This window comes from Dethiosulfovibrio peptidovorans DSM 11002 (genome assembly GCF_000172975.1).
Taxonomy (GTDB): Bacteria; Synergistota; Synergistia; order Synergistales; family Dethiosulfovibrionaceae; genus Dethiosulfovibrio; species Dethiosulfovibrio peptidovorans.
In genome coordinates this window covers 2,327,787-2,351,758 of record NZ_ABTR02000001.1, presented here as the reverse complement: position 1 = coordinate 2,351,758, position 23,972 = coordinate 2,327,787, and the positions used below count along the sequence as shown (strand labels likewise).

Here is a 23,972-nt window from a genome sequence, read left to right as displayed (position 1 = left end):
TTGGCTATACCGATATTGGCCGTCATAGGCCCTACCGCCGTGGGAAAGACCTCTTTGAGCCTGGATTTCGCCAAGGCACTGAACGGAGAGGTTATATCGGTGGACTCCAGACAGGTCTATCGCTATATGGATGTAGGCACCGATAAAGTGGATCATACGACCAGGAGAGAGATACTGCACCATCTCATAGACGTAGTCGATCCCGATGAGACCTTCAATGCTGCGGATTTCGCCGAACAGGCATCCGCTGCCGTAGATAGAATAAGGGAGAGAGGTAGGGTTCCCATCCTGGTGGGAGGAACGCCGTTTTACTACAGGGCCATGTTGGACGAGGTCCTTACGATCGACGTTCCCTCAGATCCGGAGATCCGAAGGGATCTGGAAGCCGTAGGAGACGAGAAGAACGGCCCTGCGAAGCTACATGCCATCTTGGAGGAGGTAGACCCAGATAGCGCCTCGAGGCTTCACGTCAACGATATAGTGAGGGTGATAAGGGCCATTGAGATATTCAGGCTCTCAGGCAAGCCCTCTTCCTGGTGGCGCGATCGTCCCAAGAAGGAGAGCAGCCGGTTCGCTCCGTTGTATTTCGGTCTGACCAGGCCAAGAGAAGAACTTCATCGAACGATAGCCAAGAGGGTTCATCAACAATTTCACGGTGGCTATCCCGAAGAAGTTCGCTGGCTTCTGGACAACGGTTTTTCTCCCGAACTCCCGTCCATGAAGGGATTTGGTTACAGAGAGCTGGTGCTCTACCACATGGGTAAGATGTCTCTGGAGGAGGGAATCGAGTCCGACACCGTGGCTACCAGACGGTTTTCCAAAAGACAGATGACCTGGTTTAAAAAATTTTCTCCTGCCATATGGTACGATATCTCGGAAAAAGAGTATAATAAAGTGTTGTCATCGATGATCGATGAGGCGGTGCGCCATCTTAGAGCCTGGGGTGTCGTCCTGTGAAAGTAGTTGTGGCAGAGCCCACGGGGCTTTGTTTCGGAGTTAAGAGGGCCATCCGTACGATGGAGGAAGCCTTGGAGGAGAAGGGAAGGGTCTTCTGTATAGGCAGTCCTATCCACAACCCTCAGGAGGTCCAGCGATTGGTGGACAAGGGGCTGGTCGTAGTGGAAGACGACGATCGGATCCCTCCTGACGAGCCCGTTTTCGTTAGGGCTCACGGAATATCTCCGGACGTGCACCAGCGGCTTCAGGATAAAGGCGCCCGTATAATAGACGGAACATGCCCTTTCGTTAGGAAAGCTCAGGAGATGGCTGGCAGGCTATCGAGAGAGGGATATTACCTCGTGGTCCTCGGCGATGAGAACCATCCGGAGATTAAGGGTATCCTCGGCTACGTGGAAGGACCCTATCTGGTGGTTTCAGGGAAAAAAGATCTCCGAGCTATTGATAAAATCGATAAAATTGGTATTATATCTCAGACGACCCAGCAGGAATCGACCCTCAAGGAGCTGGTGTCCGAGGCGGTCGGGTCGGCCAGAGAGATAAAGGTCTCCAACACCATATGCAGAGCGACCGTGGAGCGTCAGGAGGCCGTTCGCCGTTTGGCCTATAAGGTCGACGGTATAGTGATAATAGGTGGCCATAACAGTGCCAATACGGGGAAACTTTTCCGCATTGCGCAGGAGTCCGGCACCCCTGCGCTCTGGGTTGAGCAAGCGGATCAGCTCGACGGGAGGTGGTTGTCGGGAAAGGGTACGATAGGTATCGCCGCCGGTGCAAGTACGCCGGATTGGCTTATCAAACAATTACAACAAGCGATGCTTTAGCCATCGCAGGACGTCAGGGGGATGTCAAGATAATGAGTGAAGATATGCAGAACTACACAAACGAGGAAAACACGACCGAGACCATGGATGAGTCCGCACCTATGACTATGGAAGAGCTTCTCGAGAGCACCGGTGGGCTTGAGGAGATCCACAGAGGCAAGGTGGTTTCCGGCAAGGTAGTGGACCAGGTCGACGGTGGATGGCTCGTGGACGTGGGCTACAAGTGCGAGGGTTTCCTGCCTACCAGAGAGTGGAGCCATCATATATTGGTCGACGACAACGAGGAGCCCGAGCTTGGACAGGAGCTTCAGGTCCAGGTGGTCAACATCCGTCAGGGCGAGGAATCTCAGCTTATCGTCAGCCGTTGGCGCTGTGAGTTCGATCGCAGGTGGCAGGAACTGGAGGAGAAGATCTCCGGGCAGGAGACTTTCTCCGTCAGAGGACTTCGCAAGGTCAAGGGCGGACTTATGGTGGACTGCTGTTCGCTGGAGGGATTCATCCCGATTTCCCATCTCGCCGAGGAGGGAAGAGGGGTAAACCCAGGCAAGTTCATCGACGAGGTCTTCGACGTAAAGCTTCTCGAGAAGGATCGTCGTAAGCGTCGTCTCGTGTTGTCCCGCAGGACCATACTGGACGAAGAACTCAAGGAACAGAGGGAAAACTTCTACAGGGACGTGACGGAGGGAACCGTTCTGGAAGGGACGGTCAGCAGCCTCACTTCCTTCGGAGTTTTCGTTAACCTCGGTCCTATAGACGGTCTCGTCCATATCAGCGAGCTTTCCTGGCAGAGAAACGCCAAGCCCAAGGACATCGCCAAGAAGGGCGACACGGTCAAGGTCAAGGTTATAGGCATAGATCAGGAGCACAACAGGATCTCTCTCAGCGTTAAACAGACCCAGAGCGATCCGTGGGAGACCATCACCGAGAGGTGGAAGGACGGCGATACCGCGACCGGAACGGTCACGAACGTAACCGATTTCGGTGCCTTCGTGGAGGTCGAGCCTGGAATAGAGGGCCTTATCCACATAGGAGATCTGAGCTGGACCAGGATCAAGCATCCTAAAGAGGTCATCAAAAAAGGCCAGGAGGTCGAGACCGTCGTCCTCAACGTGGATCCGGTCAAGAAGCGCCTCAGCCTCGGATACAAGCAGCTCAACGATCCGTGGGATGGCATAGAGGACAGATACTCCAGAGGACAGGATATTCCCGTCAAGGTCGTCCGTCTCGCCGACTTCGGAGCTTTCGTGGAGCTCGAGAAGGGCGTGGAGGGCCTGATCCACATATCCCAGCTCAGCACCAGAAGGGTGGAGAAGCCCGGGGACGTCCTATCCGAGGGGCAGGAGGTCACAGCACGGGTGATCGAGGTAAACCCCGACGATCGTAGAATTCGTCTCAGCATAAGCGCTCTCGAAGAGGGCGACAGGAGACAGAGGGCTCCTCAGGGCGGAGCTAGGAAGAAGAAATCCGACGGCAGCAACCGTCCGATGACCAACTTCCAGTCCGAGGAAGGTCCCATAACCCTAGGTGACGCCTTCGGCGAGGCTCTGGGTAACCTGTTCGACAAAGACTAGCCTAGACAGAGTACGTTGCCGCTTACGCCATCCTCCTGAAAAGGGGATGGCGTTTTAGCGTTAATCAGGAGGTTTTTATCTTGTCAGATAGGACTATAAGGATATATCCCGATCCAGTTCTCAGAGAGCCTACCAAGGAGATAGAACGGTTCGACGATAACTTCAAGTCTTTCCTCGAGGAAATGGAGTCTCTTATGTACGAGTACGACGGAGTGGGGCTGGCTGCCCCTCAGGTGGGGGAGTCCCTCAAGGTGGCGGTTATCGCCTACGAGGGTAAGCTTCACGTCCTGATCAACCCCAGGATAGTCGACTACGACGGTCGACAGGTAGACCAGGAAGGCTGTCTCAGTTTTCCTGGGATCTTCGAAGATGTAGCCAGGCCAGCTTCGGTAGTGGTGGAAGCCCAGGACGAAAACGGAGAGCCCTATTCAATCGAGGCGGAAGGCTTTCTCGCCAGAGCGATGTGTCATGAGATCGATCACCTGAACGGCAAACTCATGATAGATCATCTATCTCCTATGAAAAGGGAGATGGTCAAGAAGAAACTCCAAAAGAGAAAGAAGGAGGATCTATGAGCTGTTGGTTCATGGGAACCGGGAGGTTCGCCTCCCTCTGCCTGAGCCGCATCGTGGACTTGAACCTCATTCCGGAATTGGTAGTGACCATGCCTCCCAGGAGAGGCGGTCGAAGAGGGTTGGCTGAAACCCCTACCCCTGTGGACGTCCTGGCTACGGAGCGTAGCTTGAACGTCCACAGATCGATAGACGTAAATTCCGACCGAGCTCTGCTGGATCGTATGGAGTCGAACGGTCCCTCGGTTATATTAGTGATCGATTTCGGCCAGAAAGTAGGAGAGCCCTTTCTCTCCACCCCGGAATACGGATGCCTGAACGTCCATCCTTCTGCATTGCCTCTTTACAGAGGAGCCGCTCCGGTTCAGAGGGCCATAATGGACGGAGCCAAGGAAACCGGCGTGACTGTCTTTCGTCTGGTCGAAAAGATGGACGCCGGGCCGATCCTGATTTCTCAGTCTACCGAGATAGATTCGGAAGAGACCGGCGGAGAGTTACTCTTTCGACTTGCATACATAGGTGGCGATCTTTTGAATAGAGGGGTACACTTATTGAAAGAGAAGGGAATTTCCCTTCAGGATCAAGATCACCTTAAAGCTACCTATGCCCACAAGATAGACAAGGCCGAGGCTCTTCTCTCTTGGGAGATGTCGGCTGTTGCTTTTCACAACACCACCCGAGCCCTCAATCCCACCCCGGGAGCCTTCACGTTTTTCCGTGATAAAAGGCTCAAGATATGGAGAACCGCTCTAACGGAGAAAGACCTAGACGATGTCGTCGGTGCGGTAAGAATAGACGAGGAAGGCTTTCCCGTAGTGCGTTGTTCTTCCGGTTCCGTAAAATTGATGGAAGTCCAGCCTGAGGGCAGGAGGGCCATCGATGGGAAGGATTGGTTCAAGGGTTCTCACCTTTCGGAAGGAGATCTTCTGCTATGACCCAGAGCCGAAACAGATTCGTAGATCTCATAAACAGACATTCCTGGCCCAAGGCGATCGCTGTGACCGGAGCTTTAGGTTCCGGCAAAACCGAATGGGTCCTTAACCTGGCGTTGGGGTTTAGCTCCGTCGGTGAGGACGTGACCATCGCGGACGTGGACATAATAAACCCCTATTTCTGCATCCGGCAGGTCAGTGAGACCTTGGAGGATAGTGGATTCAAGGTACTTACAGCTCCGGACAGCGCCAAATGGGCCGACATGCCCCTGGTGACGGCTCAGGTAGATTGGGCACTTTCCGAACCTAACGGCAGATTGCTCATGGACGTAGGGGGAGATGCGGAAGGAGCGCTGGCGTTAAAAAAATACAAGGATAGGATGATGTCCGCCGGATATCTGCTTATCCTCGTGGTAAACGCCTACCGTCCAATGACCTCGACAGTAGAGGGGATCTCCAAGATGAGAAGACGTATGGAAGAGATCGGCGAGCTTGAAGTAGGAGCGCTGATCTGCAACTCTCATCTTATGGCGGAGACTACCGTAGATGTCGTAGAAGAAGGCCTGAGACTGGTGGAGGCTGCCGGAAAAGAGATGGATCTTCCTGTCCTCTATACCGGAGTACCACCTCAACTTGACGACGAGGCTGTAAGGAGATTCGCCGGCAGAGAGGCGTTCCCGTGGCCCGTTTCACGATATATGTTGCTTCCATGGGAAAAGGGTGCCATGTGGTCTACAGGGGTACCCTCCAAAAACCAAGGAGCTCGAATCCTCCGTCAGGAGGCTGACAAGGGCTAAAGTAAAGTGCAGCAAAAAACGCGAGAGGGGTGTTGTTGCTCATGGCAAAAGGGCGAATAGAAGTCGCCGAAGAGTACTGCAAGAGCTGTGGCCTGTGCGTGGCCGCCTGCCCGGTCAAGGTGCTTCGTATCTCGGATCATCTTAACTCGAAGGGTCACCGTCCAGTGGAGCAGTACAAGGAAGGTTGTATCGGTTGCGGGATGTGCGCCATCTCCTGTCCCGATGCGGTCATCGAGGTCTACAAGGAAACGGAGTAGGGGGGATCGATATGGCTAAGGTACTAATGAAAGGAACCGAGGCGATAGCTGAGGCTGCCATCCAGGCCGGTTGCAGGTATTTCTTCGGATATCCCATCACACCGCAGAACGAGATCCCCGAGTACATGTCTGCTCACCTTCCCGAGCACGGAGGGATCTACATTCAGGGAGAGAGCGAGGTTGCTTCGGTCAACATGATATTGGGTGCCGCTGCCACGGGATACCAGGTCATGACCACGTCCTCCAGTCCTGGAATATCGCTCATGTCCGAGGGGCTCAGCTATATCGCCGGATCGGAGCTTCCGGCTGTCGTGGTCAACGTCATGAGAGGAGGCCCCGGTCTAGGAGGTATCCTTCCTTCGCAGGCGGACTATCTTCAGGCTACTAAAGGTGGCGGAAACGGAGACTATCATCTGATGGTATTCGCTCCCAGCACCCTTCAGGAGACGGTGGAGGTCGTACAGTCCGCCTGGGACTATGCCTTCAAGTACAGAAACCCGGTCATGATTCTGGCCGACGGTTTCATGGGACAGATGATGGAGCCGGTGGAGATAACCCCTCACGAGACGGAGAGAGGGGACTGGAAAAGCTGGGGACTGGGAAACAAGGGAACCAGAGAGGGCAAAAAGAGATCTCTTATCAAGAGCATGTACCTCACCGCCGAGCTTCTTGAGGCCCACAACAGCAAGCTTCAGGAAAAGTACGACAGAATGCAGAAAGAGGACGTCAAGTGGGAGGAGCTTCACGTAGAGGACGCCGAGTTGGTCATAGCCTCCTACGGAACTACCGCCCGTATCGCCAAGTCCGCCATAAGTCACCTGAGAGACCAGGGATACAAGGTTGGAATGATCCGTCCCATAACCCTGTTCCCCTTCCCCTACGAGCCCTTCGAGAAGCTCACCGACAGGGTTAAGCATATCCTTGATCTCGAGATGAACATGGGGCAGATGATAGACGACGTCAAAATCGCTACGAAGAGCCGTTTCCCCGTCAGCTTCTACGGTCGTTGCGGTGGAGTAGCCCCCTCGGTCGAAGAGATCGAGAATCAGTGCAAGCAAATTCTGGGATAGGGGGTCCTAATAATGGCTGAAACCAAAGTTTATTCTCGTCCTGAGACCTGGACAAAAGGCATACACACCCATTATTGTCCCGGTTGCGGTCATGGAATAGCCCACAGGATGATCTGCGAGGTCATCGACGAGATGGGCATACAGGAAGAGACCGTCAGCATGTCCCCGGTAGGATGTGCTGCTATGATGTACGACTATATCGACATAGATTACGTCGAGGCGGCTCACGGCAGAGCTCCGGCAACCGCCACCGGTATCAAAAGGGTCCTTCCGGACAAGTTCGTCTTTACCTATCAGGGAGACGGAGACCTGGCCTCCATCGGCATGGCAGAGATCGTCCACGCCGCCAACAGGGGGGAGAAGTTCTGTACCTTCTTCATCAACAATGCCATATACGGCATGACCGGTGGACAGATGGCACCTACGACCCTTATAGGTCAGAAGGCCACCACCTGTCCTCAGGGAAGGGATCCCGAGCTTGCCGGATTTCCCATGAGAATGTGCGAGATGCTTGCCACACTGGAGACCCCCGCCTATATAGAACGGGTCTCTTTGGCTAAGCCGAAGTATATAATGCAGGCCAAGAAGGCCTTCCAGAAAGCTTTCAACTACCAGAAGGAAGGCAGAGGGTTCTGCTTCATAGAGGTCCTCTCCACCTGTCCCACCAACTGGGGTATGAACCCGGCAGAGGCCTTCGAGTGGCAGATAGAGAAGATGATCCCCTACTATCCTCTGGGCGTCTTCAAGGATTTCGAGTAAGGGGGCCGGTGATATGTCCGATAAGTTCTACATGGATCTTCTAGCCGCCGGCTTCGGCGGACAGGGAATAATGATGTTGGGACAGTTGGTAGCCTATTCGGGAATACACCAGGGGCGTCACGTGACCTGGATCCCCGCCTACGGTCCCGAAATGCGCGGGGGCACCGCGAACTGTTCCTGCGTTGTGAGCAGCGAGGAGATCGGATCTCCCGTCGTGGAATCCGCCGACGTCGTGGTTGTGATGAACCAGCCTTCGCTGGAGAAATTCGCTCCCAGGGTCAAGCCCGGTGGATATCTTATCTACAACAGTGATCTCGTTGAGTATTCCTCTCCCAGGACGGACGTGACGGTCCTTCCCGTTCCGGCTCAGACTATGGCCCACGATCTCGGAAGCGACAGGGTCGCCAACATAATAATGCTCGGGGTTATCGTCAAGGCGTCCGGCATGGTGTCCGAGAATGACGCTCTTGAAACCATAAAGGAGAAGCTTGGAGCCAAGAAGCCCAAGTTCCTTCCGATGAACCTCGAGGCCTTCGACAAGGGCATGTCCGTAGCCGAAGAGCTGATGAATAAAAAATAGGTTATGGATCAAAGGGAGAGGTTGATAGCCTCCAGGTCGGTCTATGAAGGGGCTATACTGAACCTTCGTGTGGACGACGTGATCATGCCCAACGGGAGAGAGACCAAGAGAGAGGTCGTTGAACACTCTCCCGCGGTCGGAATCGTGGCTGTTCAGGACGGATGTCTGTTTTTGGTGGAACAGTTCAGATATGCGGTGAGAACCTCCCTCCTGGAGATCCCGGCAGGCATAGTCGAAAAGGGGGAATCCCCCGTTGAGACCGCTTGCAGGGAGATACAGGAGGAGATAGGCTATCGAGCCGACCGGATGGAGGAGATCGGGAGACTCTACACCTCTCCGGGGTTCAGCGAGGAGGAATTGATATTCTTCTGGGCCGATGGACTCTCCCCTTCCAAACTTCCCGCCGACGACGATGAATCGATCGTGGTCCGCAAGGTGCCTATACCTGAGGTTTGGGATATGATCCGAGACGGGACGATCCGAGACGGCAAGACCGTCGCGATCCTTTCCCGACTGGCTTTAGAGGGGAAAATAGCATATCATTAAGGGAGGCCTTGTGCCTCCCTTTTCGTTATCCTTCGTCAGGAGCTGAGTCTATGACGTCCTTTTCTTCCATCCTAGGGCAATTTTTAAGCTATCTCTCTCTTGAGCTGGGGGAGAGCCAGAACACCTGCAAAGCTTACCGTGTCGATATAAGTCAATGGAACGATTTCTGTTCCCGATCGGGCAGGGATCCCGTCGCTTCCGACTCGGACCTTTACGGAAAATACGTCCACTATATGAGATCGATCGACCTTGCTCCGGCTACGATTCAGAGGAAGTGCGCCGCGGTCAGGACATGGATTAACTTCTTGGTCGTCGAGGGCTATGTCTCGGACGATGTTCCTATGCCGCCCTTGCCGGATAGGCCTAAAAGACTGCCTCAGCTTTTGACCGAAGGGGAGGTCTCCAGGCTTTTAGGGGCCTGTGACGGCGATCCAATGGGGTATCTGGACTTTAGGGATAGAGCCATATTGGAGACCCTTTACGGGTGTGGTCTGAGGGCCTCCGAATTATGTTCTCTCAAGTTGAGGGATCTTCAATTCGAGAGGGCCAGTATGATAATATTTGGTAAGGGTAATAAAGAGAGAATGGTCCCCTTGGTGGGAAGCGCTAGACGGTGGATAGAGCGTTTTATAGACGAGGCTAGGCCGTCGGTGGCAAAAGAAGGTGTCGACCAGGTTTTTCTGTCCAGGAACGGACGTCCAATGAGGCGAGAATCGCTTTGGAAGATGATAAGAAAAAGAGGCTCCAGAGCAGGTATATCTCAGAGTCGTCTTCATCCTCACGTGATAAGACACACCGTGGCCAGCCATCTTCTTCGAAGAGGCATGGATCTTCGGACCTTGCAGGAGTTTCTGGGGCACGAGTCCATCGGTACTACGGAAAAGTATCTTCATTTCGATCAGGAACTACGGGATGTCTACGACCGTAGTCATCCTAGAGCATAGATACCCAGGAGGTAGGTCGTATGATCAAAAAGATAGACGAGGCGTTGAGGACCATAAAGGACAGGGTCGGCTTTACCCCGGATATCGCGGTGGTACTGGGTTCCGGGCTAGGAGCCTTGGCCGATGCCATAGAGAATCCCATAGTGATTCCCTACGAGGAGATCCCCCATTGGCCTATGTCGACGGCTCCAGGCCATGCCGGTAGGCTGGTGGCAGGGTCTTTCTGCGGTAAATCCGTCGTAGCCATGCAGGGAAGACTGCATTTCTACGAGGGCTATCAAATGGATCAGGTCGTCTTCCCGGTGAGGGTATTCGGAAGATGGGGAATACCCTATTTCGTGGCCTCCAACGCCAGCGGTGGGATAGGCTACGGTCTGGTGCCAGGGGATATGGTCTTGATACACGACCATATAAACCTCATGGGCACCAACCCTCTTATAGGTCCCAACCTCTCGGAGTTAGGAGAGAGGTTCCCCGATATGTCCTATGCCTACGACAGGGATCTTCTGGATATCGCCGAGGAAGTGTCGCGGGACAAGGGCATAACCACCAGGAGGGGGGTATACGTGGCCTTCACCGGGCCTTCCTACGAGACCCCGGCGGAGATACGCATGGCTCGTACCCTTGGGGCCGATGTGGTCGGCATGTCCACCGTGCCGGAGGTCATAGTGGCCAGACAGGCCGGAATGAAGGTCTTCGCCGTCTCCTGCGTGGCCAATTATGCGGCAGGTATGACCGCCTCGGCACTTTCCGAGCAGGAGGTCCTCGACGAGATGGGCAAGGCAGCGGGAAAGCTTACCGCCCTTGTCGGCGGGGTAATAGAGAAGCTGGAAATGTAGTCATGTTCGACGTCTTGAGGTTCATAGAGACCAAAAGGGACCGAAGGAAACACGATAAAGGAGATATCGAAGCCTTCGTGACCGATGCTCTGACCGGACAGGTGAGGGAATATCACGTCGCTGCCTGGCTGATGGCGGTCTACCTTAACGGGATGGAGGAGGACGAGCTCCTGAGCTTTACCTCCGCTCTCGCCGAATCGGGAAAGAGGGTTTCCTTCCCTAAAGGGTTGAACTGCATCGATAAGCACAGTACCGGCGGTGTGGGAGACAAGACATCCATGGTTCTGGTCCCCTTGGTGGCCTCCTGCGGCGTCCCGGTAGCCAAGCTCTCGGGGAGAGGGCTTGGCTTTACCGGAGGTACTGTTGACAAGCTCGAATCGATCCCGGGGTTCAGGGTCGATATGTCTCTGGCAGATTTTAGCGATCAGGTTGAGAGGATCGGTTGTGCCATCGCCGGTCATTCTCACGATCTGGCGCCAGCGGAGGCCCTTTTCTACGAGCTCAGAGACGTGACCTCCACCGTTCAATCCGTCCCTCTCATCTGTTCGAGCATCGTGAGCAAGAAGATCGCCGGGGGAGCCTCCGGCTTCGTCTTCGACGTAAAATACGGTTCCGGGGCGTTGATGGAGAGTATTCAGGACGCGGAGGTTTTGGCGAAATCCCTGGTGGACGTATCCGATAAACTGGGTTTTCCAAGCTCTGCCCTCATAACCTCTATGGAACAGCCACTAGGAAGATGGGTAGGAAACTCCATGGAGGTTTTCGAATCCATGGAGGTCCTGAGAGGCGGTGGACCTGAGGATACGGTGGATCTGTGTCTGGATCTTGCAGGAGAGATGATCTTTCAGGGAGGTCGGTCCGATTCTCCCGACTCCGGTCGGGCCATGGCCCGAAATGCCCTCGATTCGGGAGCGGGACTGAGAAAATTCGCCGATCTCGTTAAAGAACAGGGTGGAACGGAGGAGGTTATCTCCCACCCTGAAAGATACCTTAAACATGGCCCGATGGTGCACGAGGTTAAAGCTGAAATGCCTGGCTTCATCCACTCGGTGGATACCAAATCCGTCGGAGAGGCGGTCCGCAGGATAGGCGGTGGACGAATGAACAGGGAAGACCAGGTGGATCCCGGTGCTGCAATAGAGATAATGGCCGGTATCGGAGATTCCGTTACGGTAGGCCAGCCTTTGATGAGGCTTTACTGTAACGATAGATCCCTGGCCGATTCAGGTGTCCCTTATGTGACGGAAGCTTTTTCCATTCGGGAGGAACTTCCCGAGGTGCCTAAGCTGGTTCAGGAGAGGATAGGAAGGTAGATGGCCCTTATCCTTCGGTTGTTGCGGCTTCTGCTTCCCCTGTTTTTGTTTTATCTGATCGGCAAGATATTGAGGAGTTTCATCGCCGTTTATATGTATCAGAGAAGCCGGGGAGGCGGTGGGTCCAGCGGATCCGGTTATGGAAATCCAGGCGGGGAGAGGTCTGGAAGCGGGGGTTTCTCCTACGATGGCCGTTCGACGATCGATCCCTATATCGTACTGGGTTGTTCCAGATCCAGTTCTACCGATGAGATAAAGAAAAAATACAGGGAGCTTATAGCCAAGTATCATCCCGATAGATTCGTTGGGATGAGTCTGGATGACGATTTCGTGAAATTGGCTTCGAGGAAATTTCAGGAGATACAGGCCGCCTACGACTCCATAAGAAAAGAGAGGGGTTTCTGACGACGGCTTTCCTCGGGGTTTTCAAATCGATCCTTATGGGGTACAATACATCACGTTTCGTCGGAAGCGAATGTGTCCTGGTGGGCGCCCCGGGCTTCAAACCCGCGCGGGAGGCGGTATAGGCCGTCTCCGGTGAGTTCGATTCTCACACGCTTCCGCCAAAATTAAGACAGAAAAGCCGCCTGGAAGGGCGGCTTTTTTTATGGTCTCATATATGTTATAGTTTCGACAGCCATTCTCGGGGCGGGGTGAAATTCCCCACCGGCGGTGATCCGGATTTTTCCGGTAAGCCCGCGAGCGCTCAATGCGTTGATCTGGTGAGACTCCAGAGCCGACGGTCATAGTCCGGAAGAGAGAGGATGCCGCATCTCAATTGGACATTCCCCCCTTTTATCATTCCAGTTCCCGAGCCATGGTATCTCTATTCTCTCGGGAGGTCTCTTTAAATGGAACTAACGTATACGCCCAAATGCAGCTGCCCAGTGGAACAGGCCCTTTCATCCCTCAGAAGAGGAGATGGGGTTCTTGTCGTCGACGACAGGGACAGAGAGAACGAGGCGGATTTGATTTTTTCCGCCCGATCCCTCACCGAACCACAGATGACCAGGCTTATCCGGGATTGCAGTGGCATAGTGTGTCTCTGCATGACCGAGGAGAAAGCCAGAAGCCTGGACCTTCCTCCGATGGTATCGAAGAATACCAGCCGTTACGGAACGGCTTTCACCGTCTCTATAGAGGCGGCGGAGGGCATTACCACCGGCGTGTCCGCCTCGGACAGACTGACCACCGTCAAGACAGCGTCGGCGGAGGGAGCGGCCCCTTCAGATATACATCGCCCCGGCCATGTCTTTCCTCTGGTGTCCCGCCCAGGAGGTCTCCTGGAGCGACGGGGACATACGGAGGCCACGGTCGACCTCATGAGGTTGGCGGGGTTGGAACCCGTCGGGGTCCTGTGCGAGCTTATGGACCCCGACGGATCGGGAGAGATGGCCAAGGGCGAGGCAGTAGAGGAATACGGATCAGCCAATGGTTACCCCGTACTGTCCGTAGAGGAGATTGTCTCCTTCCTCAGGGAGAGAGGCTAGTCTATATTTACCGCCAGCTCTCCGTCTTCAACGGAGACGGAGACCTCCATCGCCTCCCTCGGGTCGGCGATAATAGCCCTGGCTATCTTGCTCTCCAGGACATGGCTGATGAATCTCTTCAGAGGTCTGGCGCCGTAGACCGGATCGTATCCGTCGGATCCTATCTTTCTCATCGCCTCGTCGGTCACCTTCAGGATAACTTTTCTGTCCTTCAGGCGGGAGCGCAGGTCCTCAAGGAGCAGGTCCACTATGAGGACTATCTGTTCCTGGTTCAGAGGAGTAAACAGGACGATGTCGTCGACCCTGTTCAAGAACTCCGGGCGGAAATGTCCTCTGAGCTCTCCCATAACCGAGTTCTTGATGTCCTGAGGGATCTCCCCGGAAGGCATGATTCCCTGAAGCAACCTAGCGGAGCCTATATTGCTGGTCATTATTATCACGGTGTTCTTGAAGTCGACCGTCCTGCCGTGGCTGTCGGTTATTCTGCCGTCGTCCAGTATCTGTAGGAGGACGTTGAATACCTCCCTGTGGGCCTTCTCTATTTCGTCGAAGAGGACCACGCTGTAGGGCTTTCTGCGGACTGCCTCGGTGAGCTGACCTCCGTCTTCGTAACCCACGTATCCCGGAGGAGAGCCTATTAGACGGGCTACCGAGTGTTGTTCCATGTACTCGCTCATGTCGATCCTTACGATGTTCTCCTCCGTGTCGAAGAGGGATTCGGCCAGGGCCTTGGCCAGCTCGGTCTTGCCGACTCCTGTAGGCCCGAGGAATATGAAGGAACCTATGGGACGGCGGGGGTCTTTTATGCCGGCTCTAGCTCTCATTACGGCGTTGACTACCAGGTCCACCGCCTCGTCCTGACCTATGACCCTGCGGTGTAGGATCTCGTCCAGTCGGAGAAGTTTTTCCCTCTCTCCCTCGACCAGTCGTGAGACGGGGATGCCGGTCCACTTGCTGACGATCTCGGAGACCTCCTCCTCAGTGACCTCTTCCCTGAGGAGCCTGGTCCCTCCGGATTCCTCCATGGCCCTCTCCCTTTCGGCCAGTTCTTTACGGAGTTCGGGAAGCCTTCCATGCTTGAGCTCGGCGGCCCGGTTCAGGTCGTAGTTTCTCTCGGCTTCCTCGATCTCTCGGCCGATTCGGTCTATCTCCTCTCGAACGGAACGGACCGACTGGATTCGTTCCTTTTCCGCCTCGTAGCGGGATCTGAGGGAGGCGGCCTCCTCCCGGAGGTCCTGGAGCTCCCTCTGGAGTTCCTTGAGCCTCTCTGCGCTGGCCTGGTCGTCCTCCTTCTTTAGGGCGGCCTCCTCGATCTCCAGTCTCATTACCTTTCTGGAGACCCCGTCCAGCTCGGAGGGCATGGAGTCTATCTCGGTTCGGAGCATGGCACAGGATTCGTCTATGAGGTCTATGGCCTTGTCGGGAAGGAAACGGTCGGTTATATAACGGTCCGACAGCGTCACCGACGCCACCACGGCGCTGTCCGTTATCCTGACGCCATGGTGTACCTGAAAGCGTTCCCTGAGGCCTCTAAGTATGGATATGGCGTCCTCGACAGACGGAGGATCCACAATGACCGGTTGGAAACGCCTCTCCAGGGCGGCGTCCTTCTCTATGTAACGCCTGTATTCGTCCAGAGTGGTGGCACCTATGCAGTGGAGCTCTCCTCTGGCGAGCATGGGCTTGAGCATGTTGCCGGCGTCCATGGATCCTTCGGTCTTGCCGGCTCCGACTATGGTGTGGAGCTCGTCTATGAAGAGAAGAATCCGGCCGTCGCTCTCTCTGACCTCGTTAAGGACCGCCTTCAATCGTTCCTCGAACTCGCCTCGATACTTCGCTCCGGCGACCAGGGAGCCCATGTCCAGCGCGAAGACCCCGTGTCCCTTGATGCTGTCCGGAACATCTCCATTCAGTATTCTCTGGGCCAGGCCTTCTACTATCGCCGTCTTGCCCACACCGGGTTCGCCTATGAGGACGGGGTTGTTCTTTGTCTTTCTAGACAGTATACGGATGACCCTCAGGATCTCCTCGTCTCGTCCTATGACGGGATCGAGTTTACCGTTTTTGGCCTGTTCGACCAGGTCTACTCCGTATTTCTTCAGTGCCTCGTAGGTGGTCTCGGGGGTGGCGCTCTGGACCCTCTGATTTCCTCGAAGGGAGGTGAGTGCCTTTAGGAAACGATCTCTGTCGACGCCGGAGGAACGGAGCAGTTCCGCCACCGGGTCTGGGGCTCCGTCCACCATGGCACCGAATATGTGCTCCACCGATACGTATTCGTCCTTGAGCTCCTTCGCCCTTTCCTGGGCGGATAGCAGCATTCTCGACAGCCTCTGGGAGACGTAGATCTTCTCTGGATCGTAGCCGCCTCCGCTTATCCGGGGCTTCTTCGACAGAGCGTCTCGTAGAGATGTCCTCACCGGCTCGATTGGGACGTCCATCCTGTCAAACAGGGATGGGACCAGGCCGTCCTCCTGAGAGAGCAACGCCGATAGGAGGTGCTCGACGTCGACCTCCTGGTGTCCTTCTCTTATAGAGATGTCCCTGGCGGCCGAGAGGGCCTCCTGGGATTTCAAAGTCATTTTCTGTAGGTCCATGGGGTAAACCTCCTCTTGTTTGACCTTTCTTGACGTATGATACAAGATCAGTCTTGGTCAGTCAAGGGGTAAAAAAAAAGCGGCCGAAGCCGCTTTTAGATCGTTATTAGGTCTATATCTTTTTCTTCCACTTGGTTCCCTGTGGGGTGTCCTCGAGTATGACTCCTTTGGCCGCCAGTTGATCTCTTATGGCGTCGGACGTGGCGAAGTCCTTGGCGGATCTGGCTTCCTCTCTCTTGCGGATCAGGGACTCTATCTCTTCCGAGTCGTCGTCTTGGCCGTCCGAATCCAGGCCTATAAGGCCCATTATTGAGTCGACGTCCCGGAAGAAGTCCTCTATCGCCTTTATCCCCTCCGAGGACAGAGAGTCGTTGCCCTTGAGGTGGCCGTTCACTGTGGAGACTGCTTCGAATATATGTCCTATGGCACCGGCGGTGTTGAAGTCGTCGTCCATGGCCGCCACGAAGTCGTCCCTGTGCCGCTTTATGGACTCGACTATGTCGTCCTGTCCCTGGGAATGAGGACGGTTGTCGGCGGCGTAACGGAAGTCGCTCCAGCAATTGTGGAGCCTTTCCAGGGCGGCGGTGGCCTGCTGGAGGCCCTCGGGGCCGAAGTTGACCGGCGACCTATAGTGGGCGCTGAGCATGAACATCCTTATGGCAAGAGGGGAGTAGTGTTTTCTGGCCTCCCTGGCGGTCATGAAGTTGCCCAGAGACTTGGACATCTTTTCCTTGTCTATGAGGATATATTCGTTATGGAGCCAGTAGCGTACGAAGACCTCCTCCGTGGCGGCCTCCGCCTGGGCTATCTCGTTTTCGTGGTGGGGAAAGGTCAGGTCCGTCCCTCCCGAGTGGATGTCCAGGGTGTTGCCCAGGTATTTCATCGCCATGGCGCTGCACTCTATGTGCCATCCCGGTCGTCCCTTGCCCCAGGGGCTGTCCCAGGCCGGTTCTCCCGGCTTCTGGGCCTTCCAGAGGACGAAGTCGAGGGGGTTTCTCTTGGAGCTGTTTACCTCTATCCTGGACCCGGACTGGAGTTCCTCGATGTTCTGTCGGGAGAGTTTGCCGTATTCCGGGAAGGAGGATACGTCGAAATAGACGACCCCGTCGACCTCGTAGGCGTGTCCCGATTCCTCCAGCCGTTTTACCAGGTCGATAATTTCCTCGATGTGTTCAGTGGCCCTGGGGTAGTGGGTGGCCCTCTTTATGCCAAGAGCGTCGGCGTCCTCGAAGTAATCCGCGATGGTCTTCTCCGCCAGCTCCTGGACCGTTATTCCCATCTCGTTGGCGCGGTTTATCATCTTGTCGTCCACGTCGGTAAAGTTCTGGACAAAGGTCACCCTGTAGCCCGAGAACTCCATGTAACGTCGAAGGACGTCGAAGACGATGAAGGGTCTGGCGTTGCCTATATGGAAGTAGTCGTAAACCGTCGGGCCGCAGCTGTAAAAGCCGACCTCGCCGTCCTTTAGGGGAACGAAGGGCTCTTTTTTTCTGGTTAGATCGTTGTACAGAACAAGACTCATGACATGAAACCTCCATCTTTTCGTTTGGGTGGAACTGGATTTCCAGGTACATACTGATTATACTGTTCCTCTAATATTTTGCCACTTTTTCACCTATGTTCGGAGGTAGCCATGACGGATCGACTGGAACGTCTCAAAAAATTGGTACGAACCTTTCCCAACAGGCCTGGGGTCTATCTTATGCACGACTCCGACGGAGAGATTATATATGTGGGCAAGGCTAAGTCGCTTAAGAAGAGGGTCTCGTCCTACTTCCGCCATGCTTCCGGCTACGCTTCTTCCAGGCTCAGAAAACTGGTGGCCTCCATAGAGGATATCTCCACCATAAGGACCGAGACCGAGGCGGAGGCACTGATAGTGGAGTCCCGTCTGATAAAAAAGATAATGCCCTTTTTCAACGTAGATCTCAAGATGAACGAACGGTATCCATACGTATACGTCACAGACGACGATTTTCCCAGGCTGGAGGTGACTCTCCGTAAGGGCGAGGGGCTCCATATAGGCCCCTACGTAAGCGCCGGAGAGCTTCGAAGAGTGTTGCGGCTGATCGAGAGGTATTTCCCCCTCAGGACCTGCAGACACGATTTTTCCAAGGTTCATCTGACTCGCCCCTGCCTGAGACACTCTCTGGGAAAGTGTTTAGCTCCCTGCGTGGGGCTCTGTTCCAAAGGAGAATACGGCGATGTCCTAGACGACGTGGTACTGTTGCTTCGTGGACAGACTTTGGAGGTGACCGATAGGCTCAGGAAGAGGATGGACAGGAGGGCTAGGGAGATGCGGTTCGAGGAGGCGGCGAGGCTCAGGGATACCCTGAGGGCCCTGTGGCGTTTCTCCAGGCAGAAGGTGTCCGCCACCCTGTCCGCCGATCTGGACGAGGATACCTGGCAGGTACTTTGCGATCTTCAGGAGATCGTCGGCTTGCCCACCGTACCCTGGCGCATCGACGGTTTTGACATTTCCCATTCGTCGGGACACGAGACCTACGGGGTGGTCGTGGTTTTCGAACAGGGGTTGCCCAACCCGTCCCTCTACAGGCGCTTCGGCATAAGGGAGGTCCAGGGCATAGACGATTTCAGGTCAATGAAGGAGACCGTGACCAGGAGATACAGAAAATGTCTTGAGGGAGAGGCCCCTCTTCCTCAGCTCATACTGATAGACGGAGGTCCCGAACAGCTTCGTTTTGCCTCCGAGGCCCTGTCGGAGCTGGGCCTTTCTATCCCGGTGATGTCCCTAGCGAAGAGGGAGGAGCTCGTCTTTACCCTGGATTCGGAGGAGCCTATCGAGCTGGAGAGAAACGACCCGGCGTTGAGGTTGCTCCAGAGGGTAAGGGACGAGTCCCATCGCTACGCCATAACGACCCACAGAGGAAAGAGGCAGGAGAGGCTAAGACGCTCCGCCCTGGAGGAGATCCCCGGAATAGGTAAGCGCAGGGCAGCCGCCCTTCTTGCTCGGTTCGGAAGCGTCCAGCAGATCGCCAGGCTCGGAGAATCCGCTCTGATGGAGGTTCCCGGAATAGGGGAATCCCATGCCAGGAATATATTGAGACATCTCGGAGGTATCGACGATGAAAAGCAGAGTTGAAGACGTCACCTATATGAGGAGAGCCCTTAGCCTGGCCATGAGAGGGACCGGTTACACGTCTCCTAACCCCATGGTCGGATGCGTCATAGCGAGGGACGGGGAGATACTGGGGGAGGGGTATCACCGTCGTTGCGGAGCCCCCCATGCAGAGAGGGAGGCATTGATGTCCGCTGTCGGAGGGGTAGCGGGGGCCACTGCCTACGTGACGCTGGAGCCCTGTTCACATCACGGCAAGACTCCACCCTGTGCTCCCGCCCTAGTGGAAGCCGGCATAGGGAGGTGTGTCGTGGCGACGGTAGATCCGGACCCCAGGGTTTCTGGGCGGGGAATCGAGATACTTCGTTCCGCCGGGGTGGATGTGTCCGTCGGAGTTTTGGAGGAAGAGTGTCGATGGCTCAACAGAGGGTTTATCAAAGGAGCCCTCGCCGGTTTGCCCTGGGTGACGGTAAAGGCCGCCATCAGTCTGGACGGCGATATGTCCCTCCCGGACGGGAAAAGCAAGTGGATAACCAACGGTACCTCCAGGGTAAAGGCTCATCTGCTCAGGTCCGAATCGGACGCGGTCATGGTAGGCAGGGGCACGGTAACCGCGGACGACCCTGCCTTGACAGTGAGGGATGTTCCAGGAAAGTCGCCTATTCCCGTCGTGATCGGAGGGATCGATGAAAATCGGCGTGTCTTTCTGGACGATAGATGTATAATCTATACAAAACGATTCGCAGGGCTAAATGGAGAGAGAGTGATTCCAGAAAAGAACGGACAGGTCGATCTGGAGACGGTCCTGAGAGATCTCTACGGATCTGGAGTCAGGAGACTACTGGTGGAGGGCGGAGGGCGTATCATCTCGTCCCTTCTGAGTGACGGTCTCGTCGACGAGGTCTCCTTGTTCGTCGCCCCCAAGATTATGGGGCAGGGGCAGACGATGACGCCCGGCATGATTTTATCCTCGATGGAGGAGTCGATGAATTTATCTTTGATCTCGTGCAGAGGTCAGGATGGAGATCTATGGCTGGAGGGGGTTTTCCCTTGTTCACGGGACTTATTGAAACGGTAGGAACGGTTCGTTCCATCGGAAGGAGAGACGGGGTCTTTGTGATCTCAGTCGATGCTGGTTCCATGGCGGATACGCTCTTTCGAGGAGAGTCCGTCGCGGTCTCCGGTGCTTGTCTGACCGTAAGGTCGTCCGGAGGAGGGCGATTCGAGGCAGACGTGACCGAGGAGACCATGAAGAGAACTCGATTTTTCTCTCTTAGGCCCGGAGACAGGGTGAACCTGGAGAGGGCTCTCAGGTTGGATAGCGGTCTGGACGGGCATATAGTGACGGGGCATGTGGATGGGACGGCGATATTGAGGTCTTTCGTCCGTTCTGGCGGTTCGTCCGAGATGATCTTCGAGATTCCGTCGGAACTGGAGAGATACGTCGTCCACAAGGGGTCCATCGCATTGGACGGCATCAGCCTGACGATAGCGTCTTTGGACGGTCCTCTGGTCTCCGTGGCGGTTATACCGACCACCTTGAGCGATACCAATCTGTCCAACCTATCGATAGGGGGCGTTGTTAACCTGGAGGTCGATGTGTTAGGACGTTACGTCGAGCGCCTTCTGGGTTTGAAGGTAGAGGAGAGCTCCCCCCGTGAGGGGGGATTGAGCATTGAACGACTTGACGAAATCGGATGGTGACGGCTGTGAGTTCGAATAAAGACATTTTCGCTTCCATCGAGGAAGCCATAGAGGATATATCCAAAGGCAGGATGGTCGTAGTGGTGGACGACGAGGACAGAGAAAACGAGGGCGATCTCGTGATGGCAGCCGAATGTGCTACACCCGAGTCGGTAAACTTCATGATCCGTCACGCCAGAGGGCTGGTCTGCGTGCCAATAACGGAAGAGCAGGCCTCTAAGGTCGGTCTGGAACCGATGGTGAGGGATGGAAGCGACCGTCACGGTACTGCTTTCACCGTCAGCGTGGACCTTCGAGAAGGAACGACTACAGGTATATCGGCGGAGGAAAGGGCCATGACGGCCAGGGCTTTGGCCGATCCCGAGACCGTTCCGTCAGATCTGATGAGGCCAGGGCATGTATTCCCCCTCATAGGGAGAAACGGAGGAGTGCTTAAACGGTCCGGGCATACCGAGGCGGCGGTGGATCTGGCAAGGTTGGCCGGAATGAGTCCTGCCGGGATGATATGCGAGATCATAAAAGACGACGGATCCATGGCAAGGCTGACCGACCTCGGTAAATTTTGCCGCGAACACGGTCTCAAGCTGATCTCAATAAGGGATCTCATAAGATACAGGACCGAGAGGACCGTTTTGGTGGAGAAGGTGGCTGAGATACTCCTTCCCACCGAGTACGGCGATTTCAAGGCTCATGCCTACAGGAGCCTTCTGGAGGACGTGCCGGACAAGCTTCACATCGCCTTGGTGAAGGGAGATCTCGACGGAGAGGCCCCCGTTTTGGTAAGGGTTCATTCCGAGTGCATGACGGGAGACGTCTTCGGATCCCTACGATGCGACTGCGGTCCTCAGCTTCACGCCGCCCTACGTGCGGTGGAAAAGGAAGGCAGAGGGGTGGTCCTGTATATGCGTCAGGAAGGCAGAGGAATCGGCTTACTGGAAAAGCTGAAGGCCTACCGCCTCCAGGAGGAGGGGATGGATACGGTGGACGCCAACGTCGCACTGGGGCACAAGCCTGATCTCAGGGAATATGGACTGGGCGCCCAGATACTGAAAGACCTGGGGCTCTCCAGTATCAGGCTTATGACCAACAATCCCCTCAAGGTGGTCGGGCTGGAGGGGTACGGTCTGACCATAGAGGAACGGGTTCCGGTGATAATAGAGCCGAACGAACACAACCGCAGGTATCTGTCTACCAAGGAAGCCCGCATGGGGCATGTCCTTCACCTTAAGGATATCTTGAACTGAGAGGAGCTACGTCATGAAGATATATCAGGGAAAACTTGTGGCCGAAGGTGGACGTTACGCCGTCATCGTATCGCGATTCAACGAACTGATATCATCCAAGTTACTGGAAGGGGCCAAGGACGCTCTTTTCCGCCACGGGGTCAAGGTCAACGACGTAGAGGTCTTCTGGGTTCCCGGAGCCTGGGAGATCCCTCTGGTCGCCAAGGAGCTGGCTCTGCTGGGCAAGTTCGATGCCGTCATTGCTCTGGGGGCGGTCATAAGGGGTGATACTCCCCACTTCGAATACGTGTCCTCGGAGGTCTCCAAGGGACTGGCCAATATCGGATTGGATCAGAGAACTCCCATCAGCTTTGGGGTCCTGACCTGCGACAACCTGGAGCAGGCGCTTCTAAGGTCTGGAAGTAAGGCCGGCAATAAAGGAGCTGAGGCGGCGATTGCGGCTTTGGAGATGGTGAATCTTCTCAAGGAGATAAGAATAACCCGGGAGGGATAATAGATATGCTTGATATAAAATACGTCAGAGATCACATGGACGAGGTCAGAGATTTTCTGAAAGCCCGTAATCACGATTTCAACCTCGATTCGATTCTGGAGCTCGATGCCAAAAGAAGAGAGCTCATATCCGAGGTGGAGGAGCTAAAGGCGGAAAGAAACGCCGGGTCGAAGAAGGTCGGAGCGGCCAAAGCTAAGGGCGAGGATCCAACGGCCATCATGGAGAGGATGAAGGCCATAGGGGAGGAGATCAAGGCTCTGGACCAGAAGGTGGCTGAGGTCGACGCCGGTTTAGACGATCTCATGCTTCAGGTACCCAACAGGCCTCACGATTCGGTGCCGGTAGGAGTGGACGAGGACGACAACGTAGAGGTCAGGAAATGGGGAGACCCCCGCGAATTCGACTTCGAACCCCTTCCGCACTGGGATCTCGGTGAAAATCTGGGGATATTGGATTTCAAGCGAGGGGTCAAATTGGCCCAGAGTCGTTTTACCGTCATGGCTGGGCCCGGTGCCAGGCTGGAGAGGGCTCTTCTGAATTTTATGCTCGATCTTCACGTGGACCGTCACGGGTATAAGGAGATAAACCCTCCCTTTATGGTTAACTCTGCCACCATGACCGGAACAGGTCAGTTGCCGAAGTTCGCCGACGATCTCTATCGGATTGCCGACGACGACCTCTGGCTGATCCCGACAGCGGAGGTTCCTCTGACCAATCTTCATGGCGGAGAGATCATGGAGGAGTCGGATCTGCCCCTTTACTACACCGCATACACCCCCTGTTTCAGAAAAGAGGCGGGAAGCCACGGCAGGGACGTCAGAGGGATCATGAGACAACATCAATTCGAAAAGGTGGAGATGGTGAAGCTCTCCACCCCGGAGAACAGCTACGAAGAGCTGGAGAAACTGACCTCCAACGCGGAAGAAGTCCTTCAGCTGTTGAAGTTGCCTTACAGGGTTATCACCCTCTGTACCGGGGACATGGGGTTCGGTGCCTCCAAGACCTACGACATTGAGGTATGGTTGCCTTCGCAGGGGCGTTACAGGGAGATCAGCTCCTGCAGCAACTGCGAGGATTTTCAGGCTCGCCGAATGAACACCAGATACAGACCCTCCCAAGGGGGGAAACCGAGGTTCGTCCATACCTTGAACGGATCTGGGATCGCTATAGGTCGGGCTCTTATAGCGGTAATGGAAAACTATCAGCGTACCGACGGATCCATAGAGATCCCGGAAGTCCTTGTCCCATATATGGGAGGACTTAAAGAAATTACGAATAGATGATCTTATAGAAAAAACGCCGGCTTCTGGCCGGCGTTTTTTCTGGAAAATAGCCGAGTCCGCTGGTACAATAAGAGCGGTGTTATATAGAGCGATACTCTGAGGGGAGTATCCTTGAAGGGAGTCG

At 55.1% G+C, this 23,972-nt stretch carries 24 protein-coding genes, 1 tRNA gene and 1 riboswitch; of the genes, 23 read left to right on the top strand and 2 right to left on the bottom strand.

Translation table 11 applies throughout. The features are described from left to right. The 17 genes from miaA (at position 1) to ribB (ending at position 13,451) form a co-directional block, all read left to right on the top strand. The gene (gene miaA / locus DPEP_RS11380) at positions 1–957 is read left to right on the top strand and encodes a tRNA (adenosine(37)-N6)-dimethylallyltransferase MiaA (RefSeq protein ID WP_005662193.1); all 957 of its coding nucleotides are present in this window, start codon (positions 1–3) and stop codon (positions 955–957) included. Beyond that, positions 954–1,781: a 4-hydroxy-3-methylbut-2-enyl diphosphate reductase gene (ispH, locus tag DPEP_RS11375; protein WP_005662190.1), complete on the top strand. Its 828-nt coding sequence runs from the start codon at positions 954–956 to the stop codon at positions 1,779–1,781. Before miaA ends, ispH begins: the two co-directional genes overlap by 4 nt. Before the next feature lie 32 nt (positions 1,782–1,813). Then, positions 1,814–3,352: a S1 RNA-binding domain-containing protein gene (locus DPEP_RS11370; protein ID WP_005662188.1), complete on the top strand. Its 1,539-nt coding sequence runs from the start codon at positions 1,814–1,816 to the stop codon at positions 3,350–3,352. Positions 3,353–3,432: 80 nt separating this feature from the next. Beyond that, complete coding sequence (gene def / locus DPEP_RS11365) at positions 3,433–3,927, top strand: peptide deformylase (RefSeq protein WP_005662186.1); 495 nt, start codon at positions 3,433–3,435, stop codon at positions 3,925–3,927. Next, positions 3,924–4,859, top strand: coding sequence for a methionyl-tRNA formyltransferase (fmt, locus tag DPEP_RS11360; protein WP_005662184.1), 936 nt, complete (start codon positions 3,924–3,926; stop codon positions 4,857–4,859). Before def ends, fmt begins: the two co-directional genes overlap by 4 nt. Continuing rightward, positions 4,856–5,653, top strand: coding sequence for a DEAD/DEAH box helicase family protein (locus tag DPEP_RS11355; protein ID WP_005662182.1), 798 nt, complete (start codon positions 4,856–4,858; stop codon positions 5,651–5,653). Before fmt ends, DPEP_RS11355 begins: the two co-directional genes overlap by 4 nt. Before the next feature lie 41 nt (positions 5,654–5,694). Beyond that, positions 5,695–5,910, top strand: a complete 216-nt coding sequence (locus tag DPEP_RS11350; RefSeq protein ID WP_040383460.1) for a 4Fe-4S dicluster domain-containing protein — start codon at positions 5,695–5,697, stop codon at positions 5,908–5,910. Positions 5,911–5,921: 11 nt separating this feature from the next. Continuing rightward, the gene (gene vorB, locus DPEP_RS11345; protein ID WP_005662179.1) at positions 5,922–6,980 is read left to right on the top strand and encodes a 3-methyl-2-oxobutanoate dehydrogenase subunit VorB; all 1,059 of its coding nucleotides are present in this window, start codon (positions 5,922–5,924) and stop codon (positions 6,978–6,980) included. A 12-nt stretch (positions 6,981–6,992) separates the two neighbouring features. Next, complete coding sequence (locus tag DPEP_RS11340; RefSeq protein ID WP_005662177.1) at positions 6,993–7,739, top strand: thiamine pyrophosphate-dependent enzyme; 747 nt, start codon at positions 6,993–6,995, stop codon at positions 7,737–7,739. A gap of 13 nt (positions 7,740–7,752) precedes the next feature. Beyond that, positions 7,753–8,319: a 2-oxoacid:acceptor oxidoreductase family protein gene (locus DPEP_RS11335; RefSeq protein WP_005662175.1), complete on the top strand. Its 567-nt coding sequence runs from the start codon at positions 7,753–7,755 to the stop codon at positions 8,317–8,319. A gap of 3 nt (positions 8,320–8,322) precedes the next feature. Continuing rightward, positions 8,323–8,865, top strand: coding sequence for an NUDIX hydrolase (locus DPEP_RS11330; RefSeq protein WP_005662173.1), 543 nt, complete (start codon positions 8,323–8,325; stop codon positions 8,863–8,865). Between the two features lie 50 nt (positions 8,866–8,915). Next, positions 8,916–9,809: a tyrosine-type recombinase/integrase gene (locus DPEP_RS11325; RefSeq protein ID WP_005662171.1), complete on the top strand. Its 894-nt coding sequence runs from the start codon at positions 8,916–8,918 to the stop codon at positions 9,807–9,809. A 20-nt stretch (positions 9,810–9,829) separates the two neighbouring features. Then, the gene (locus DPEP_RS11320; protein WP_005662168.1) at positions 9,830–10,648 is read left to right on the top strand and encodes a purine-nucleoside phosphorylase; all 819 of its coding nucleotides are present in this window, start codon (positions 9,830–9,832) and stop codon (positions 10,646–10,648) included. A 2-nt stretch (positions 10,649–10,650) separates the two neighbouring features. Continuing rightward, positions 10,651–11,961: a thymidine phosphorylase gene (locus DPEP_RS11315; protein WP_005662167.1), complete on the top strand. Its 1,311-nt coding sequence runs from the start codon at positions 10,651–10,653 to the stop codon at positions 11,959–11,961. Beyond that, positions 11,962–12,366, top strand: coding sequence for a J domain-containing protein (locus tag DPEP_RS11310; protein ID WP_005662166.1), 405 nt, complete (start codon positions 11,962–11,964; stop codon positions 12,364–12,366). Positions 12,367–12,428: 62 nt separating this feature from the next. Next, positions 12,429–12,527, top strand: a tRNA-Sec gene (locus DPEP_RS13335). Positions 12,528–12,596: 69 nt separating this feature from the next. Further along, positions 12,597–12,731: riboswitch (FMN riboswitch) on the top strand. Between the two features lie 81 nt (positions 12,732–12,812). Then, positions 12,813–13,451 carry a 3,4-dihydroxy-2-butanone-4-phosphate synthase gene (ribB, locus tag DPEP_RS11305; RefSeq protein ID WP_005662165.1) on the top strand — a complete coding sequence of 213 codons (639 nt, stop codon included), beginning with the start codon at positions 12,813–12,815 and terminating at the stop codon, positions 13,449–13,451. On the opposite strand, the gene clpB is transcribed toward ribB, so the two are convergent. Both clpB and cysS read right to left on the bottom strand, forming a co-directional pair. Further along, entirely contained in the window at positions 13,448–16,045 is a 2,598-nt protein-coding gene (gene clpB / locus DPEP_RS11300) for an ATP-dependent chaperone ClpB (protein WP_005662164.1), read from the bottom strand. The two genes, ribB and clpB, sit on opposite strands and share 4 nt — an antisense overlap. 112 nt (positions 16,046–16,157) lie before the next feature. After that, the gene (gene cysS, locus DPEP_RS11295) at positions 16,158–17,567 is read right to left on the bottom strand and encodes a cysteine--tRNA ligase (protein WP_005662163.1); all 1,410 of its coding nucleotides are present in this window, start codon (positions 17,565–17,567) and stop codon (positions 16,158–16,160) included. A 111-nt stretch (positions 17,568–17,678) separates the two neighbouring features. Between cysS and DPEP_RS11290 the strand changes: the two genes are divergently transcribed. The 6 genes from DPEP_RS11290 to serS are packed head-to-tail and all read left to right on the top strand — an operon-like array spanning position 17,679 to position 23,848. After that, entirely contained in the window at positions 17,679–19,148 is a 1,470-nt protein-coding gene (locus tag DPEP_RS11290; protein WP_005662162.1) for an excinuclease ABC subunit UvrC, read from the top strand. Next, positions 19,132–20,202 carry a bifunctional diaminohydroxyphosphoribosylaminopyrimidine deaminase/5-amino-6-(5-phosphoribosylamino)uracil reductase RibD gene (gene ribD / locus DPEP_RS11285; RefSeq protein ID WP_005662161.1) on the top strand — a complete coding sequence of 357 codons (1,071 nt, stop codon included), beginning with the start codon at positions 19,132–19,134 and terminating at the stop codon, positions 20,200–20,202. The genes DPEP_RS11290 and ribD overlap by 17 nt, the downstream gene beginning before the upstream one ends. Then, positions 20,175–20,828, top strand: coding sequence for a riboflavin synthase (locus tag DPEP_RS11280; RefSeq protein ID WP_005662160.1), 654 nt, complete (start codon positions 20,175–20,177; stop codon positions 20,826–20,828). The genes ribD and DPEP_RS11280 overlap by 28 nt, the downstream gene beginning before the upstream one ends. Further along, positions 20,822–22,072, top strand: a complete 1,251-nt coding sequence (locus DPEP_RS11275; protein WP_040382638.1) for a bifunctional 3,4-dihydroxy-2-butanone-4-phosphate synthase/GTP cyclohydrolase II — start codon at positions 20,822–20,824, stop codon at positions 22,070–22,072. The genes DPEP_RS11280 and DPEP_RS11275 overlap by 7 nt, the downstream gene beginning before the upstream one ends. A 13-nt stretch (positions 22,073–22,085) precedes the next feature. Beyond that, a complete protein-coding gene (gene ribH, locus DPEP_RS11270) occupies positions 22,086–22,565 on the top strand; it encodes a 6,7-dimethyl-8-ribityllumazine synthase (protein ID WP_005662158.1) in 480 nt (159 codons plus the stop codon). A gap of 5 nt (positions 22,566–22,570) precedes the next feature. Then, complete coding sequence (gene serS / locus DPEP_RS11265; protein WP_005662157.1) at positions 22,571–23,848, top strand: serine--tRNA ligase; 1,278 nt, start codon at positions 22,571–22,573, stop codon at positions 23,846–23,848. Positions 23,849–23,972 lie beyond the last annotated feature (124 nt).

Bases quoted from the DNA above. Each gene is read 5' to 3' on its own strand.
- DPEP_RS11370 (WP_005662188.1), top strand. From the start codon at position 1,814: ATGAGTGAAGATATGCAGAACTACACAAACGAGGAAAACACGACCGAG.
- DPEP_RS11325 (WP_005662171.1), top strand. From the start codon at position 8,916: ATGACGTCCTTTTCTTCCATCCTAGGGCAATTTTTAAGCTATCTCTCT.
- DPEP_RS11315 (WP_005662167.1), top strand. From the start codon at position 10,651: ATGTTCGACGTCTTGAGGTTCATAGAGACCAAAAGGGACCGAAGGAAA.
- ribD (WP_005662161.1), top strand. From the start codon at position 19,132: ATGAAAAGCAGAGTTGAAGACGTCACCTATATGAGGAGAGCCCTTAGC.
- DPEP_RS11350 (WP_040383460.1), top strand. From the start codon at position 5,695: ATGGCAAAAGGGCGAATAGAAGTCGCCGAAGAGTACTGCAAGAGCTGT.
- DPEP_RS11335 (WP_005662175.1), top strand. From the start codon at position 7,753: ATGTCCGATAAGTTCTACATGGATCTTCTAGCCGCCGGCTTCGGCGGA.
- DPEP_RS11310 (WP_005662166.1), top strand. From the start codon at position 11,962: ATGGCCCTTATCCTTCGGTTGTTGCGGCTTCTGCTTCCCCTGTTTTTG.
- clpB (WP_005662164.1), bottom strand. From the start codon at position 16,045: ATGGACCTACAGAAAATGACTTTGAAATCCCAGGAGGCCCTCTCGGCC.
- DPEP_RS11320 (WP_005662168.1), top strand. From the start codon at position 9,830: ATGATCAAAAAGATAGACGAGGCGTTGAGGACCATAAAGGACAGGGTC.
- DPEP_RS11355 (WP_005662182.1), top strand. From the start codon at position 4,856: ATGACCCAGAGCCGAAACAGATTCGTAGATCTCATAAACAGACATTCC.
- fmt (WP_005662184.1), top strand. From the start codon at position 3,924: ATGAGCTGTTGGTTCATGGGAACCGGGAGGTTCGCCTCCCTCTGCCTG.
- DPEP_RS11290 (WP_005662162.1), top strand. From the start codon at position 17,679: ATGACGGATCGACTGGAACGTCTCAAAAAATTGGTACGAACCTTTCCC.
- ribB (WP_005662165.1), top strand. From the start codon at position 12,813: ATGGAACTAACGTATACGCCCAAATGCAGCTGCCCAGTGGAACAGGCC.
- DPEP_RS11330 (WP_005662173.1), top strand. From the start codon at position 8,323: ATGGATCAAAGGGAGAGGTTGATAGCCTCCAGGTCGGTCTATGAAGGG.
- DPEP_RS11275 (WP_040382638.1), top strand. From the start codon at position 20,822: ATGGTGACGGCTGTGAGTTCGAATAAAGACATTTTCGCTTCCATCGAG.
- ribH (WP_005662158.1), top strand. From the start codon at position 22,086: ATGAAGATATATCAGGGAAAACTTGTGGCCGAAGGTGGACGTTACGCC.
- serS (WP_005662157.1), top strand. From the start codon at position 22,571: ATGCTTGATATAAAATACGTCAGAGATCACATGGACGAGGTCAGAGAT.
- DPEP_RS11340 (WP_005662177.1), top strand. From the start codon at position 6,993: ATGGCTGAAACCAAAGTTTATTCTCGTCCTGAGACCTGGACAAAAGGC.
- cysS (WP_005662163.1), bottom strand. From the start codon at position 17,567: ATGAGTCTTGTTCTGTACAACGATCTAACCAGAAAAAAAGAGCCCTTC.
- vorB (WP_005662179.1), top strand. From the start codon at position 5,922: ATGGCTAAGGTACTAATGAAAGGAACCGAGGCGATAGCTGAGGCTGCC.